The sequence below is a fragment of the Rugosimonospora acidiphila genome (assembly GCF_039543385.1).
In the GTDB taxonomy this organism is placed as follows: domain Bacteria; phylum Actinomycetota; class Actinomycetes; order Mycobacteriales; family Micromonosporaceae; genus Rugosimonospora; species Rugosimonospora acidiphila.
Genome location: NZ_BAABJQ010000012.1, coordinates 1 through 15,236, shown reverse-complemented (window position 1 = coordinate 15,236; position 15,236 = coordinate 1). Strand labels below are relative to the sequence as shown.

Genomic DNA, 15,236 nt, shown 5'->3' with positions numbered 1-15,236 from the left:
GGCGATCCGGACAGTCGCCAGGTCCGCTCCCCGCCCGGGCCTGTTCCCGTGCCGGCAGGGGTCGAGTAGCCTAACGATCGTTCAGTACGGTTGGGAGGACATCTATGATCGAATCGCTGCTGGTCGCCAACCGAGGCGAGATCGCCCGGAGGGTCATCCGTACCGCGCGCCGGCTGGGCGTCCGCACCGTCGCGGTGTACTCGGACGCCGACGCGAACCTCCCGTTCGTCGCGGAGGCGGACGAATCCGTGCTGATCGGCCCGGCCAACCCCGCCCAGTCGTACCGGAACGCCGACGCCATCCTGACCGCCGCGAAGGCGACCGGGGCGCAGGCGATCCACCCCGGGTACGGGTTCCTGTCGGAGAACGCGGATTTCGCCCGCGCGGTCGTCGATCAGGGCATCATCTGGGTCGGGCCCGGCCCGGACGCGATCGGCGCGATGGGCGACAAGATCAACGCTCGGAACCTGATGGCGGCGGCCGGGGTACCGGTCGCGCCCGGCACCACCGACCCGGCCGCCACCGTGGGGGCCGCGATCGCCGAGGCGGAGCGGATCGGGTACCCGGTGATGGTCAAGGCCGCGGCCGGCGGCGGCGGCATGGGCATGGCGGCGGCCGGTGACGAGGCCGCGCTGCGCACCGAGTACGAAAAGGTGCACGCGTTCGCCGGGCGGATGTTCGGCGACGAATCGGTGCTGATCGAGCGCTACTTCCCCCGAGTGCGCCACATCGAGGTGCAGATCCTCGGGCTCGCCGACGGGCGGGTCGTCGCGCTGGGCGAGCGGGAGTGCTCGGTGCAGCGGCGCAACCAGAAGGTACTGGAGGAGTCGCCGTCCCCCGCGGTCTCGCCCGAGCTGCGCGAGCGGCTGTGCGCCGCGGCGGTACGCGCCGGCGAGGCGGTCGGGTACCGCAACGCCGGCACGGTGGAGTGCCTGCTGGACCCGACCACCAACGACTTCTTCTTCCTGGAGATGAACACCCGCCTGCAGGTCGAGCACCCGATCACCGAGTGCGTGTACGGGGTGGACCTGGTCGAGGAGCAGCTGCGCGTCGCCTCCGGCGAGCCGCCGAACTTCGACCCCGACGCGCTGCGCCCGTCCGGGCACGCGGTCGAGCTGCGGATCAACGCCGAGGACCCCAAGCGGTTCCTGCCGGGCCCGGGCGTCATCGGCACCTGGGTGGAGCCGGCCGGCGAGGGGGTACGGGTCGACGCCGGGTACGCGGCCGGCATGACGGTGACCCCGCACTACGACTCGCTCATGGCCAAGCTGGTGATCTTCGGCCCCGATCGGGCCACGGCCCTGGAGCGGGCCCGTCGGGCGGTCGCCGAGTTCGAGATCGCCGGCCCCAAGTGCAACCTGCCGTTCTTCGCGGAGCTGCTGGACAACCCGGAGTTCGTGACCGGTGACTACGACACCGGCATCATCGGCCGGATGCGGGGGCGGTGAACATGGCGAACGTCTCGATCCGTGAGGTCGGGCCGCGCGACGGCCTGCAGAACGAGGATCCGGTTCCGGCCTCCGACAAGGTGCGGCTGCTCGACGCGCTGTCCCGCACGGGAGTGCGGCGCATCGAGGCGGTGTCGTTCGTGCATCCCAGGGCAATCCCGCAGATGGCGGACGCGGACGAGGTGTGGGCGGCGGCCACCAAGGCGCCCGGGGTGCGCTACTCGGCCCTGGTCCCCAATTCGCGCGGCGCGCGGCGCGCCCTGGCGGCGGGCTTCACCGAAATCGAGGTGGTGGTCTCCGCCAGCGATACGCACAACCGGAAGAACCTGAACCGGTCGACGGCCGAGTCGCTGGAGGACATCTCGGCGCTCATTGACGAGGTTCACCGGGCCGGCGGGACCGTCGAGGTCATCGTGGCGACCAGCTTCGGGTGCCCGTACGAGGGAGACGTCGATCCGCGCCGGGTCGCCACGATCGTGGATCGCGTGCTCGCCGACGGCGCCGATCGGGTGGCCTTCGGCGACACCACGGGCATGGCCACCCCCCGCCGGGTCACCGAGCTGCTCGGCGTGGTGTCGCGCAAGGCGCCGATCCTGCTGCACTTCCACAACACCAGGGGCACCGGCCTGGCCAACATCCTGACCGCGCTCGAGCTGGGGATCAGCGAGTTCGACGCGAGCATCGGCGGCCTCGGTGGCTGCCCGTACGCCCCGGGCGCCAGCGGCAACGTGGCGACCGAGGAGGTGGTGCACATGCTGCACGACATGGGCGTGGAGACCGGCATCGACCTGGACGCCCTGCTGGAGGCGGCCGAGCTCGCCGAGCGGATCGTCGGCCGTACCCTGCCCTCCGGCGTGCTGCGCGCCGGCCCACGTACCCGGCTGGTCGCCGCGAGCTGACCCGCGGATACCGACCGCCGCCAGGCAGGTCCGCCGCCGGCCCCCGGTACCGGCGGCGGACCGTTCACGACGCGTCCGCCCGCCGGCACCGCGCCACCATCGGCGGGCGTGGAGGGTCGACGCCCGGGGAAGTTCTGAGCCGATCAAGGTGCGATCCGGCGTGGTAGCCTAACGATCGTTAAGTAGCCTGGAATCGCAGACCTCAGACCAACGGGAGCCGCGGTGAGCCTTGACCACGAGTCACTGGAGCAGTTGAGCAAGCGCGTCCAGGTCGGCGGTGCCGAGCGCTACCACGCCGCCAACGCGGCCAAGGGCAAGCTGTTCGCCCGCGACCGGATCGCCCTGCTGGTGGATCAGGGGTCCTTTGTGGAGGATGGCCGGTACGCCAACGCCCAGGCCGAGGGGCTGCCCGCCGATGGTGTGATCACCGGTGTCGCCGAGGTCGACGGGCGCCGGATCTGCCTGATGGCCAACGACTCCACGGTCAAGGCGGGATCGTGGGGCGCCCGTACCGTCGAGAAGATCATCCGCATCATCGAGCGCGCCTACGCCACCGGCGTGCCCATGGTGTACCTGGTCGACTCGGCCGGCGCCCGCATCACCGACCAGGTCGACCTGTTCCCCGGCCGGCGCGGCGCCGGAAACATCTTCTACAACCAGGTCCGGGCGTCCGGCAGCATTCCCCAGGCCTGCGCGCTGTTCGGGCCGTCCGCCGCGGGCGGCGCCTACATCCCGGCGTTCTGCGACGTGGTCGCCATGGTCGAAGGCAACGCGAGCATGTACCTGGGCAGCGACCGGATGGTCGAGATGGTCACCGGCGAGAAGACCACGCTGGAGGCGATGGGCGGCGCGCGGGTGCACTGCGCGGAGTCCGGGGTCGGGCACTTCCTGTGCAAGACCGAGGCCGAGGCGATCGAGACGATCCGCCGGTACCTGTCGTTCCTGCCCTCGAACTGGCAGTCGGCGCCCCCGGTCACCGAGGCGGTGCCGGCACCGGAGGTGGACGTCGCCGCCCTGATTCCGGCCAGCGAGCGGCAGGCCTTCGACATGCGCAAGGTCGTCCGCGCGCTGCTCGACGGCGGTGAGTTCTTCGAGATCCAGGCGTTGTGGGCGCGCGAGGTGACGGTCGGTTTCGGCCGGCTCGACGGGGCGCCGATCGGCGTGGTGGCCAACAACTCGCTGCACAAGGGCGGCGTGCTGTTCGTCGACTCGGCGGACAAGGCGACCCGGTTCGTGCAGCTGTGCGACGCATTCAACGTGCCGCTGCTGTTCCTGTCCGACGTGCCCGGCTTCATGGTGGGCAGCGCGGTGGAGCGGCAGGGCATCATCCGGCACGGCGCCAAGATGATCACTGCCATCAGCGAGGCGACGGTGCCGAAGATCTGCGTGGTGGTGCGCAAGGCGTACGGCGCCGGGCTGTACGCGATGGCCGGGCCGGGCTTCGCTCCGGACGCCACCATCGCGCTGCCCACCGCGAAGATCGCCGTCATGGGCGCCGAGGCCGCGGTCAACGCCGTCTACGCGAACAAGATTGCCGCTCTGCCGGACGACGAGGCCCGGGCGGCGTTCGTGGCCGACAAGCGCGCCGAGTACGAGCGCGACATCGACATCGTGCGGCTGGCCAGCGAGCTGGTCGTGGACACCATCGTCGAACCGTCGGCGCTGCGCGCCGAGCTGGTCATCAGGTTCGCGGCGGCGGCCGGCAAGGATCGTCACTTCTCCCGGCGCCGGCACGGCGTCACGCCCGTCTGAGGGGGCCGAAATGGTGAGCTTTGCGCTGGACGAGGAGCACGCCGCGCTGCGCGACACGGTCCGGGAGTTCGCCCGGGAGGTCATCGCGCCGGCCGCCTTCGAGCACTACGAGCGCCACACGTTCCCGTACGAGATCATCCGGCAGATGGGCAAGATGGGCCTGTTCGGACTGCCCTTCCCGGAGGAGTACGGCGGCATGGGCGGCGACTATTTCGCGCTGTGCGTCGCCCTGGAAGAGCTGGCCCGGGTGGACTCGTCGGTGGCGATCACGCTGGAGGCCGCCATCAGCCTCGGCGCCATGCCCATCCACCGGTTCGGCACCCCCGAGCAGAAGGCCACCTGGCTGCCGCGGCTGACCAGCGGCGAGGCCCTGGCCGGATTCGGCCTCACCGAGCCGGGCTTCGGGTCGGACGCGGGCGGGACGCAGACCCGCGCCGTCCTGGACGGGGACGAGTGGGTCATCAACGGCAGCAAGGCGTTCATCACCAACTCGGGTACGGACATCACCGCCTTCGTCACGGTCACGGCGCGCACCGGTACCCGGCCGGACGGCTCGCCCGAGATCACCGCCATCATCGTGCCGTCGGGTACGCCGGGCTTCACCGTCGCGCCCGGGTACTCGAAGGTCGGCTGGTGCGCCTCGGACACCCACGAGCTGCACCTCGACGACGTCCGGGTACCAGCGGCCAACCAGCTCGGCGAGCGGGGGCGGGGCTTCGCCCAGTTCCTGCGGATCCTCGACGAGGGGCGGATCGCGATCGCGGCGCTGGCGACCGGGTTGGCGCAGGGCTGCGTGGACGAGTCCGTGCGGTACGCCCACGACCGGCACGCCTTCGGCCAGCCGATCGGCAACTTCCAGGCGATCCAGTTCAAGATCGCAGACATGGAGACGCGGGCTCACACCGCCCGGCTGGCGTACTACGACGCGGCCGCGCGGATGCTCGCCGGCGCCGACTTCAAGCGGCAGGCGGCCATCGCCAAGCTGCACGCCAGCGAGATAGCGGTGACCAACGCGCGGGAGGCCACCCAGGTGCACGGCGGGTACGGGTTCATGAACGAGACGCCGGTCGCGAGGTTCTGGCGGGACGCCAAGATCCTGGAGATCGGCGAGGGGACCTCCGAGATCCAGCGCATGATCATCGCCCGCGACCTGGGTGTGTGAGACGGCTCACCCACTGTCGTAGATCGGCCCAACTCCCGTCGTGATCTTGACTCGTTTCTCGCGCAGGACGCCGCCACCGCCTAACCTTCGTGACCATGGCTCGGCCGGTCGGTGCGGTATCGGGCAGCACATTCGCGGTGCTGCTGCGTGAGCACCGGCGCCGCAACGGGCTGACCCAGGCCGAATTCGCCGCCAAGGCCGGGGTGGGCGTGCGTACCCTGCGGGACCTGGAGCGGGGCCGGTCGCGGCCGCAGCGTGCGACGGTCGACCTACTGGTCGCCGCGCTCGGGTTGCGGGGCGCCGCGCGGGACGAGTTCCTCGCCGCGGCGCGCCGCGGCGAGTCCGGCGAGCCGGACCCTTCCGGGATCAACCTGCCGCCGGCCCCCGTGCTGATCGGGCGCGAGCCGGAGCTGACCAACCTGGCCACGGTGCTGCGGCACGCGGCGGTGGTCACCCTGGTCGGCGTCGCCGGGGTCGGCAAGACCAGCCTGGCCTGGGCCGCGGCGCACCGGGTGGCGGCCCGGCACCCGGGCGGCGTGGCCGGGATCGTGGTCACCGAGGTGTCCACCGAGGCCGACACCCTCGCCACCGTGGCCGGCGTGTTCGGCGTCGGCCGGGCCAGCGACCTGCCCGCACGCTTCGCCGGTCGCCCCGCGCTGCTGCTGGTCGACGCGGTGGAGCGATCCGCCGAATCGGCCGTCACCGCGATGCTGTGGCTGCGCAACAACACGCCGAGCCTGCGGATCATCGCGACCAGCCGGCGTCCGAGCGGGGTCGCCGGCGAGTACGTATGGCCGGTGATGCCCCTGGAGTGCCCGCCGCCCGGCCTCATCGAGCTGCCGGAGATCGCCGGTTATCCGGCCGCCGAGCTGTTCCTGGAGCGGCTGCGCGGGGTCGGCCACGCCGACGTGGCGCCGGCCGATGCCGCCACGGTCGGTGAGCTGGTACGGCGGCTGGCCGGCCTGCCGCTGGCCCTCGAACTGGGTGCGGCCCGCGGCCGGATTCTCGAGGTGAGCGAGATCCTCGACCGGTACGGCGACCGGGTCCTGGACCTGCGCCGAGAGCCCCGGGACGGCGAGGCGACCACGCTGCGCGAGGCGATCGCGGGCAGCTACCGGCTGCTCGAACCGGCCGAGCGCGCGGCGCTGCGGCTGCTGGCCCAGTTCCACCACCGGTGGTCGGTGGAGCTGGCCGAGCAGCTGTTCGCCGACAACCACCCGCAACCGGATCCCGGCGGCGAACGCGACGTGGTGGCGCTGCTGGATCGGCTGGTCGAACTGGGGCTGGTCAGTGTGCGGGGCACCGGGCCCACCCGGTTCCGCATGCTCGACATGGTGCGGGACTTCGCGGTCGAGCAGAGCGAGGGCGAGGGCGAACTGGCGAGCTTCCGCGACCGGCACGCGGTCGTGATGGCCCGGTACGCCGCCCGGACCGCGCCCGAGCTGGTCGGAGGGGCGTTGCGCGAGGCCGCCACGCGGCTTGACGACTTCAACAGCGACCTGCGCTCCGCGCTGGTCTGGGCCGGGGAGCGTGATCCCCGGACCGCGCTGTACCTGGCTTCGAAGCTGCCCCGGTGGTGGCGGCTGCGCGGCAACGACCGGGAGGGCCGCGGCTGGCTGCGCCGGCTGCTCGACCACCCGGACAACCAGCGCGCGGACCCGACCACCCGGGCGTGGGCGGGATTGGGCCTGGCCCAGCTCGCCGCGGAGCACGGCGACGGGCTGGCCGAACTGGGCGGGGTCGAGGCCGCGCTCGCCACTTTCACCCGGCTCGGTCGGGTCACCGGGCAGCTCGCCGCCCGTACCCAGCTGTGCATCCTGCACCAGGCCAACGGCGACTACGAGGCCGCCCGTGAGCACGGGGAGGCGGTACTGCGCCTGGCCACCCGGTACGGGCGTACCCGCGACGTGGTCGTCGCCGAGAACAACCTGACCTGGCACGACATCCGGGTCGGCGACCTGGCCGGCGCGCGCCGGCGACTGGTCACCGTGCAGCGGCTGGCCGCCGGGGTCGGCGAGGACCGGCTGCGCGCGCTGGCCCACGCCAACCTCGCCGAGGTGGCCCGGCTCGACGGCAGGTACGCGGAGGCGGTCGCCATCGGCCGGCGCGCCCTGTCGCAGGTAGACCAGCTCGGCGATCCCCGGCACAAGTGGCGGGTACTCGGGTGCGTCGCGCTTGCGCTCGCGCAGTCGGGACGGGTGGCCGAGGCCCGGGAGACGATGGTCGAGGTGGGCGACCCGCCGGTGGTCGAGCTGATCGAGGCGTACCTGACCCTGGCCGAGGGCGACCGGACGGCCGCCACCGAGCGGTTCTCGATGGCGGCCGAGACGCTGGCCGGCCGCCACGACGTCCGCGATGTGGTGGAGGCGCTGGTCGGCGTCGCGTCGAGTACCGATGACCCGAAGCGCCGCCGCCAGGCACTGACCGAACTGGACGACCTGTGTCAGCGCAGTGCGGTCAGCCTGCTGGCCCGGGAAAGGGCCCTGCTCGGCGGGTGATTACCGCCGGCCGTGGTGGCGGCGACCATGCCGCCACCACCACGGCTGAGGGCCCGGTGGGCGAAGTCCCCCGTAACGCCCCACCTTCCTCCGCCCGTCGCGAACCCGTGACCGGCGCCTCCCCTGCGCTGGAGATTAGTCGCGTACCCGGCCGGGGCTTGCCTTGATCAACCTGGTTTGTCCGCCTGCTGGCCTGGTTCTGCCGGTACTTCTGCCGGTCCGCCGGGTTGGCGCAGGCCGGCGATGAGGAGCCCGACCAGTCGGCGCGCGTCGTAGCGGGGATCGCTCTCCGCGCCTATGCAGAGGTTCCCGACGCCGCGCAGGAGCTCGTAGGCAGCCAGATCGGCTTGGATCTCGCCCGAGCCGGCCGCGGCGTCGAGCAACTGGCTGCACACGGGCAGGAGCCGATCGAGAAAGTAGGAGTGCAGGGCGTCGAACTGGGTGTCGTCCGACCGCAGCGCGGCGGCCAGCCCGTGCTTGGTCACCAGGAGGTCGACGAACAGGTCGATCCACCGGGCCAGCGCGGCGTACGGGGTGGTCGCGTTGGCGAGGCAGGCCGGGCCGGCCTCGGCGCAGGCCTCGACCTGATGCCGGTACACGGCGACGACGAGGTCCGCTCGCGTCGGGAAGTGGCGGTAGACGGTGCCCACCCCGACACCCGCCCTGGCCGCGATGTCGCGCACCGGCGCCTCGATCCCCGAGGCGACGAACGCCGCCGCGGCGGCGTCGAGCAGGGTCTTCTCGTTGCGTTGGGCATCGGCCCGCCGCCGGGGCGGTCGCTCCGCCATGTCCGTCACCTCGTCGCCTTCCACAGCGTCCCCTCCTCGGCTTTGACACCTCGGCCTCCGGTGTCTCGGCGTTGGCAAACGGAACATTGTTCCGCTATGGTTATCCGGAACGTTGTTCCGTCTTGCCTCGATGGTAGACGGGCGACGGATGGCATGGCCAGGCGCCCGGCGGTCGCTCGCGGGGCGCCCAAGCAGACTCGGAACAACAGAACAGAAGGCACTTTCATGTCCGAATCAACCAGCGTGATGACCTACCCGACCGGGACCACGCCGTCTCCGGTCGTGTCCGTGAAGCCGATCGCCCTGCCCGCCCCGGGCCGTGGTGCGGATCTAGAAGTCCGCGTGTCGGCGCCCACGACAGGGCGCGACCTGCCCATCATCGTCTTCTCGCACGGCTATGGCTGGTCGATGGACGGCTACGCACCGCTGGCGGACTTCTGGGCCGCCCGCGGCTTCGTGGTCGTGCGGCCCACCCACCTCGATTCGAGGACGCTCGATCTTCCCGCCGACGACCCCCGTACGCCGCTGATCTGGCGTCATCGGGTCGAGGATCTGAAGCGCGTCCTCGACCGGCTCGACCTCCTGGAAGCCGCCGTGCCGGGCCTGGCCGGGCGTTTCGATTCCAGTCGCATAGCGGTGGCCGGGCACTCGTGGGGAGCCCAGACGGCGAGCATGCTGCTGGGCGCGCGCGTGCTCGACTCCGAGGGCGTACCTGGGGAGGACATGTCCGACCCCCGGGTCGCGGCCGGCGTGCTGTTGGCCTTGCCGGGGCCGGGGGGCGCCGACCTGTCCCCGTTCGCGGCCGAGCACTTTCCGTTCATGAACCCGTCCTTCGACGGCATGACCGCGCCGGCCCTCGTGGTCGCGGGGGACCGGGACCAGTCTGCCCTGTCCGTCCGGGGTCCCGACTGGTTCACCGACCCGTACTTCCTGAGCCCGGGAGCCAAGAGCCTGCTGACCCTGTACGGGGCGGAGCATTCGCTCGGCGGGATCCCCGGCTACAGCGTGACGGAGACGACCGACGAGAGCCCCGAACGGGTCGCCCTCATCCAGCGGCTCAGCTGGGCATTCCTGCGCAGTGCTCTGCACCCCGAGGATCCCAGTTGGTCAGCGGCGCGAGCCGCGCTCGAGGAGGACCCGCGGCCGCTGGGGCAGGTACGGAGCAAGTAGGGCGCATGGGCGCTCCTGGGGAGGGATTCGGCTCCGCGCGGTAGTGACGGATCAGGCCGCGGTCGAGGTCGCGCCGGCGGTCGCTCCCGGGCGCACCGCGTCGCGGATGGTCCGCAGGCCGGCCATCATCGGCCCGAGTTGCTCCGCCGGGAGCAGGCCCGTGAACAGGCGGTCGATCGTCTCCAGGTGGCCCGGCAGGATGGCGCCCAGCCGCTCCCGGCCGGCCTCGGTGAGCACGGCGTAGGAACTGCGTCGGTCGGTCGGGCAGGCGGTGCGGCAGACGAAGCCGTCGCGTTCCAGCCGGTCGACGACCCGGGTCACGCCGCTGGTGGTGAGACTGGTCTGGGCGGAGAGGTCGGTCATGCGCAGCCGACAGTCGGACGACCGGGCTAGCCGGATCAGCACCTCGAACTCGATGAGTGCCAGCCCGTGCTCGGCGATCTGCGCGGAGAACTGAGCCGTCAGCCCGCTGAGCACCTCGCTCAGCAGGCCGATCGCGGTGATCCGCTCGTCCCGCACTAGATCTTCAGTCACACCTCTATCCTACCAGAGCTTGACACGGAAATAATTGACAGGTCTATAGTTGTTCGAGCAGACATCTGAATAACCACACACCTTGGAAGGACCTCCTCCGATGACCGACACGACCAGCTCATCACTCGCGTCCCGGGACCACAACGGTGTCCAGATTCCCGCCGCCGGTACGTACACGCTCGACCAGGCACACAAGCGCGTGGGCTTCGTCGCCCGGCACATGATGGTGAGCAAGGTCCGCGGCGGGTTCGGTGAGGCGAGCGCGACCATCACCGTCGCCGAGAACCCGCTGGAGTCTTCGGTCTCCGCCACCATCCAGGCCGGGAGCATCACCAGCGGCCAGGAGCAGCGCGACGGCCACCTCAAGAGCGGCGACTTCCTCGAGGTGGAGAAGTACCCCACCCTGGAGTACCGCAGCACCGGCGTGAAGTCCTTCAACGGCACCGAGTTCCTCCTCACCGGCGAGCTGACCATCAAGGACGTGACCGTGCCGGTCGACCTGAAGGTCGAGCTGGAGGGTGTGACCACCAACCCCTACGGCAAGCCCGTCTTCGGGTTCAGCGCGACCGCCGAGATCGACCGTGAGGCGTTCGGCCTGACCTACAACATGGCGCTTGAGGCCGGCGGCGTCATGATCAGCAAGAACATCAAGATCGAGATCGAGGGAGAGGCCCTCAAGGAGGACTGACCTCGACCAGTTTCGCCGCATTGGCCCCCACTCACGAGGTGGGGGCCAATGTCATACCTACCGTGCGTTTTCCCTCACATAGCGCTTTCAACCCGCCTGCTTTGTCCCTAGCCTGAAGTGCCTGACCCCACATAACGTGGAGTCTCAATCGCAGTGTGCTTCCGCGTGCTCACGCGAACCTGCAACGAAACGCTGGACGGGAAGGACCCATGGGCAAGGATGTGTCCCTCTCCGAGTTCACGCGCGAGGACCGAGTGCGGTACAGGTACAAGGTCCGCCAATGCCTGGACGTCTTCGCCCTGATGCTCAACGACCTCCGGTTCGACGCGGATAGGCCGATGACCGGCCTCGAATTGGAGCTCAACCTGATCGACAAGGATGGCGCACCGGCGATGCGCAACGCCGAGGTGCTGGCCGAGCTTGCGGATCCGTCGTTCCAGACCGAGTTGGGGCAGTTCAACCTTGAGATCAACGGGGCGCCGCGGCTGCTCGCGGGCGCCGGCTTCGACCAGTACGAGGCGGAGCTGACCGACCAACTCGCACGCGCGGAGGACCGGGCCGCCAAGGCCGACGCGAGGGTCATCCTGATCGGCATCCTGCCCACCATCACTCAGCGCCACGCGGTACTCGACAACATGTCCACCGACTCGCGCTACCGGGTGCTCAACGAGCAACTGGCCAGCGCCCGGGGCGAGTCGTTCGTGCTGGACATCCGGGGTGCGGAGCACCTGCAACTGATCACCGATTCGATCGCGCCCGAGGCGGCGTGTACCAGCGCCCAGTTTCATCTTCAGGTGGCGCCGGAGGAGTTCGCCAACTACTGGAACGCGTCGCAGGCCGTCGCGGCCGCGCAGCTCGCGGTCGGCGCCAACTCCCCGTTTCTGTTCGGCAAGCGGCTCTGGGCGGAGACCCGGATCGCCCTGTTCGAGCAGGCCACCGACACCCGGCCGGAGGAGTTGAAGACCCAGGGCGTCCGGCCCCGGGTGTGGTTCGGCGAGCGCTGGATCACCTCGATCTTCGACCTCTTCGAGGAGAACGTCCGCTACTTCCCGGCCCTGCTGCCCATCATGGCGGACGAGGACCCGGTCGAGGTGCTGCACTCCGGCGGGGTTCCCCGGCTGCCCGAACTGCGGCTGCACAACGGCACCATCTACCGGTGGAACCGGCCGGTCTACGACATCATGAACGGCCGGCCGCACCTGCGCGTGGAGAACCGGGTGCTGCCCGCCGGGCCGACCGTGCTGGATCTGCTGGCCAACGCCGCGTTCTACTTCGGGCTGGTCCGGGAACTGGTCGAGGCGGACCGTCCGGTGTGGACGCAGCTCACCTTCGGTCAGGCCGAGGAGAACTTCCACATGGCGGCCCGGGATGGGCTTTCCGCGCAGCTGTTCTGGCCGCGCCTGGGCGCGCTGCCGGCCACCGACCTGGTGCTCGACTGGCTGCTGCCGCTGGCGCACGGCGGCCTGGAGCGGTTCGGCGTGCCGTCACGGATCCGCGACCGGCTGTTGGGCATCATCGAGGATCGGTGCCGGACCGGCATCAACGGCGCGTCGTGGCAGACGTCGGTGGTCGAGCGCCTGGAGAACGACCGGGGGTTGGACCGGCCGGCCGCGCTGCGGGAGATGCTGCGCAGGTACGCAGAGCTGTTCGCGGGCAACGCCCCGGTGCACACCTGGCCCCTGGACTGAGCGCCACCGAGCGGATCAGCCGAGGCTGCCGCTCCTGGCGGCCGGGCCGGCGGCCGCGTCCGGGCCGGTCATCCGCACCTCGGTCATCCGCACGGTCTCCGGCTCGTCGGCGCCACCTGGCCAGGCCGGAACCCGCCCGATCACTGGCAGATCGGCGGTCGGCCGCGCGACCGGCGCCGGCGCCCCGCCGTCACGCTGCGCGTGGGCAGGGCCCTCGCCGAGCCAGGCCACGCCAACGGGCGGTGGGTCGGGCTGGCGCGGCACGATGACTTCTGCCCCGGGCGCCCGTCGCTGCTCTCGATGCGCGATGACGCCGGAGAGCAGGACCGAACCGGCGAGCCCGGCGATCACCGCGTACGGCGCGATGAGGTACGCCGAAAGCTGCTCGTCCGCCCGCACCCCGACCAGCCTCGGGGCGGCGAGGAAATACGCGGCGGCGACCATGAGCGGCCCCGCGGCGCCGGACACCGCGACACCTACCCGGTTGTCGCCACGCCGGCCGGCCGGCAGCGCGGCGAGCACCCCGATGACCAGCGCCACGCCCATCATCAGCGCCGCCCCGGGCAGCGAGAAGATCTTCTCGAGGAAGTACCTGCCGCCGAACCGCCAGACCCCGAGCTGGGCGGTGGTCGAGCCCTGCGCGCCGGCGATCCCGTACAGCGCCGAGGCGACGGCCAGCGCCCACAGCCAGGTGGTGGTGGCCATCACGTTCGTGGCGACCGCCCGGGACGACAGGGCCGCGACCGCCACGAGGAGCCCGACCGCCACCCCGACGATCGCGTACCCGCCCGCGATCGTCTGCGGCGAGAACGTGTCGGGCCGGTGCGCGGCACGGGCCGGCACCGCGACCAGCGGCACGGTGATCAGGCTGCCGACCGCCGCGGTGAGCGCGAGCGCCAGCCGCCAGGCGGTGGTGGCGATCAGTCCGGGCCGGGCCCGATCATCGGCGGTCGAGCGGTGCACCGGCGCCGCCGGTCCGGGCCGGGGCGCGGACAGCCGGTCGGCGGCGACCGCACCGAGCACCGTGGAGGTCGCCGCGATCCAGGTGGTCCACGCGAGACTGGCGAGCCAGGCGCTTACGCCGGTCGTGTCGGTGGCCGACGTCCAGACCAGGACGCCCAGGCCGTAGCCCAGGCCCAGCTGGGCGGCGGCGCTGCCAGCGGCAACCCCGACCGCGAGTGCGACCGATCCTCCCCAGCCACGTACGGCCATGTCGCGCAGCCTAACGCCATCCATGCGGCCGGGCGAGTCCAGCGGGCGAGGTTGACCGGGGGTGCGGCGCCGGCATGGTGAGATGGTCGTGTGGTCGATGATGCTGGCCGGTCTGATCCGGATGAGCGGCGACAGGAACAGCGGCCGGAGAATGCCTGGCCGCCCTCGTCGGGCCAGCCCGACGAGAACAGCCCTGCCGCGGCGGACCAACCCACACCCGAGCAGCCCGTCGGGCCGTGGGAGGAGACCACCAGCCCTCAGCAACAGCCGACCGGCCCATGGTGGGCCGGGGCCGAGGCCGGCGAGGCCCAGGATCCGTGGTCGGGCGGCGACCAGACCGTGATCCATCCGGCGGCGCCGGAGGAGACCAGCGCGTTGCCGCCACTGGATCCGAACGCGACCTCGGTAATGCCGCCGGCCGGCGGGCCCGAGGACCCGGCGCGGCGCTGGTCGGCGCGGGCCGGGGTGCCGCCGACCGGGTCGCGGGAGGGCTCGCGGCAGGAGTGGCTGGCGGTGGAGGAGGTCCGGGGCGGGGCCTGGTGGATGCCGATCCTGATCGGTCTGCTCATCCTGATCCTGCTCGGCCTGATCGGCCTGGGGCTCTGGCTGGGCCTGGGAGGCAACGGCGGTACGCCGCCGGCACCGGGCCCGACCAGCAGCCCGAGCGCCTCGTCGCCCAGCCCGGCGCCCTCGCCGTCCCCCACGCCGTCTCCCACCCCGCCCTCACCCTCGCCGAGCCCGCCGCCGGCCCTGGTCATGCTGCCCTCGCTGCGCGGCGTGCCTGCGGCCGACGCGCAGCAGGCGTTGGAGGGCCTCGGTCTCAAGGTCCAGCTGCAGCCCCAGCCGGACGACACGGTGCCGCTCGGCTCCGTGGTGAGTACCCAGCCGGACGGCGGCACACAGGTGCCGGCCGGCAGCACGGTGGTCGTGATTGTGGCCTCGGCCCCGCCCCCGTCCCCCTCACCGTCGTTCAGCGTGGGACCGCCCACGGCCAGCCCGGCCCCCTCCTGACCGGCCGTTCCCGGCGGGCCGTTCCCCGGCCGGGCCGGTCCCCTGCGGGCCGGTCCCCTGCGGGCCGGTCCCCGGCGGGCCGCGAGGCGCCGGTGCGCGGGCTGGCCGGCGCGGCTCACCACTGCCGGCGCAGGCGGGCCACGATCAGCAGCCCGGCGGCGGAGATGATCAGGCTGGCCAGCCCGGAGACGATGAGCGCCTCCGGCACGACCCCGACCAGATCGTCGGCGACCGGCTTCGCCGCGCCGCGCCACTGGGGCGTCGGCGGGTCGGGCAGCGGCTGGTCGGCCGCCGGGGCACCGGACGTCGACGCGGTGGCCCCGCCGTCGACGCTGCCGCGGTCGGCCGCCGTCCCGGCCCGGCCGGCGTCGGGTAGGCCCGGACCC

General features: G+C 71.9%; 13 protein-coding genes. 9 read left to right on the top strand and 4 right to left on the bottom strand.

Annotated features, from left to right (window positions below; all coding sequences use genetic code 11):
• Positions 1-104: 104 nt before the first annotated feature.
• From ABEA87_RS20450 to ABEA87_RS20430, 5 genes are all read left to right on the top strand, one after another.
• Positions 105-1,448 (top strand): acetyl-CoA carboxylase biotin carboxylase subunit, encoded by a 1,344-nt coding sequence (locus ABEA87_RS20450; protein ID WP_345631766.1) that lies wholly within the window; start codon positions 105-107, stop codon positions 1,446-1,448.
• Positions 1,449-1,450: 2 nt separating this feature from the next.
• Positions 1,451-2,347 (top strand): hydroxymethylglutaryl-CoA lyase, encoded by an 897-nt coding sequence (locus tag ABEA87_RS20445; RefSeq protein WP_345631765.1) that lies wholly within the window; start codon positions 1,451-1,453, stop codon positions 2,345-2,347.
• Between the two features lie 222 nt (positions 2,348-2,569).
• Complete coding sequence (locus ABEA87_RS20440; RefSeq protein WP_345631763.1) at positions 2,570-4,099, top strand: acyl-CoA carboxylase subunit beta; 1,530 nt, start codon at positions 2,570-2,572, stop codon at positions 4,097-4,099.
• Between the two features lie 13 nt (positions 4,100-4,112).
• A complete protein-coding gene (locus tag ABEA87_RS20435; RefSeq protein WP_345632125.1) occupies positions 4,113-5,261 on the top strand; it encodes an acyl-CoA dehydrogenase family protein in 1,149 nt (382 codons plus the stop codon).
• Between the two features lie 95 nt (positions 5,262-5,356).
• The gene (locus ABEA87_RS20430; protein WP_345631761.1) at positions 5,357-7,759 is read left to right on the top strand and encodes an ATP-binding protein; all 2,403 of its coding nucleotides are present in this window, start codon (positions 5,357-5,359) and stop codon (positions 7,757-7,759) included.
• 167 nt (positions 7,760-7,926) lie between these two features.
• Here ABEA87_RS20430 and ABEA87_RS20425 read toward each other — a convergent pair whose 3' ends face one another.
• Positions 7,927-8,547, bottom strand: a complete 621-nt coding sequence (locus ABEA87_RS20425) for a TetR/AcrR family transcriptional regulator (RefSeq protein WP_345631759.1) — start codon at positions 8,545-8,547, stop codon at positions 7,927-7,929.
• A 246-nt stretch (positions 8,548-8,793) separates the two neighbouring features.
• Here ABEA87_RS20425 and ABEA87_RS20420 point away from each other — a divergent pair, with 246 nt between their 5' ends.
• The gene (locus tag ABEA87_RS20420; protein WP_425570930.1) at positions 8,794-9,717 is read left to right on the top strand and encodes an alpha/beta hydrolase family protein; all 924 of its coding nucleotides are present in this window, start codon (positions 8,794-8,796) and stop codon (positions 9,715-9,717) included.
• A gap of 51 nt (positions 9,718-9,768) precedes the next feature.
• Here ABEA87_RS20420 and ABEA87_RS20415 read toward each other — a convergent pair whose 3' ends face one another.
• Positions 9,769-10,251 (bottom strand): MarR family winged helix-turn-helix transcriptional regulator, encoded by a 483-nt coding sequence (locus ABEA87_RS20415; RefSeq protein WP_345631755.1) that lies wholly within the window; start codon positions 10,249-10,251, stop codon positions 9,769-9,771.
• A 100-nt stretch (positions 10,252-10,351) separates the two neighbouring features.
• Here ABEA87_RS20415 and ABEA87_RS20410 point away from each other — a divergent pair, with 100 nt between their 5' ends.
• Positions 10,352-10,939: a YceI family protein gene (locus tag ABEA87_RS20410; RefSeq protein ID WP_345631753.1), complete on the top strand. Its 588-nt coding sequence runs from the start codon at positions 10,352-10,354 to the stop codon at positions 10,937-10,939.
• Between the two features lie 209 nt (positions 10,940-11,148).
• The gene (locus tag ABEA87_RS20405) at positions 11,149-12,627 is read left to right on the top strand and encodes a glutamate--cysteine ligase (RefSeq protein ID WP_345631751.1); all 1,479 of its coding nucleotides are present in this window, start codon (positions 11,149-11,151) and stop codon (positions 12,625-12,627) included.
• A gap of 15 nt (positions 12,628-12,642) precedes the next feature.
• Here ABEA87_RS20405 and ABEA87_RS20400 read toward each other — a convergent pair whose 3' ends face one another.
• Positions 12,643-13,839, bottom strand: a complete 1,197-nt coding sequence (locus ABEA87_RS20400) for a hypothetical protein (RefSeq protein WP_345631749.1) — start codon at positions 13,837-13,839, stop codon at positions 12,643-12,645.
• 90 nt (positions 13,840-13,929) lie between these two features.
• Here ABEA87_RS20400 and ABEA87_RS20395 point away from each other — a divergent pair, with 90 nt between their 5' ends.
• Positions 13,930-14,850, top strand: coding sequence for a PASTA domain-containing protein (locus ABEA87_RS20395; protein ID WP_345631748.1), 921 nt, complete (start codon positions 13,930-13,932; stop codon positions 14,848-14,850).
• A 115-nt stretch (positions 14,851-14,965) separates the two neighbouring features.
• Here ABEA87_RS20395 and ABEA87_RS20390 read toward each other — a convergent pair.
• On the bottom strand, positions 14,966-15,236 hold a 271-nt coding region (locus ABEA87_RS20390; RefSeq protein WP_345631747.1), incomplete at its 5' end, for a hypothetical protein.

Coding starts and splice junctions, on each gene's coding strand:
- ABEA87_RS20450 (WP_345631766.1), top strand. CDS start 105: ATGATCGAATCGCTGCTGGTCGCCAACCGAGGCGAGATCGCCCGGAGG.
- ABEA87_RS20445 (WP_345631765.1), top strand. CDS start 1,451: ATGGCGAACGTCTCGATCCGTGAGGTCGGGCCGCGCGACGGCCTGCAG.
- ABEA87_RS20430 (WP_345631761.1), top strand. CDS start 5,357: ATGGCTCGGCCGGTCGGTGCGGTATCGGGCAGCACATTCGCGGTGCTG.
- ABEA87_RS20425 (WP_345631759.1), bottom strand. CDS start 8,547: ATGGCGGAGCGACCGCCCCGGCGGCGGGCCGATGCCCAACGCAACGAG.
- ABEA87_RS20420 (WP_425570930.1), top strand. CDS start 8,794: ATGACCTACCCGACCGGGACCACGCCGTCTCCGGTCGTGTCCGTGAAG.
- ABEA87_RS20410 (WP_345631753.1), top strand. CDS start 10,352: ATGACCGACACGACCAGCTCATCACTCGCGTCCCGGGACCACAACGGT.
- ABEA87_RS20405 (WP_345631751.1), top strand. CDS start 11,149: ATGGGCAAGGATGTGTCCCTCTCCGAGTTCACGCGCGAGGACCGAGTG.
- ABEA87_RS20400 (WP_345631749.1), bottom strand. CDS start 13,839: ATGGCCGTACGTGGCTGGGGAGGATCGGTCGCACTCGCGGTCGGGGTT.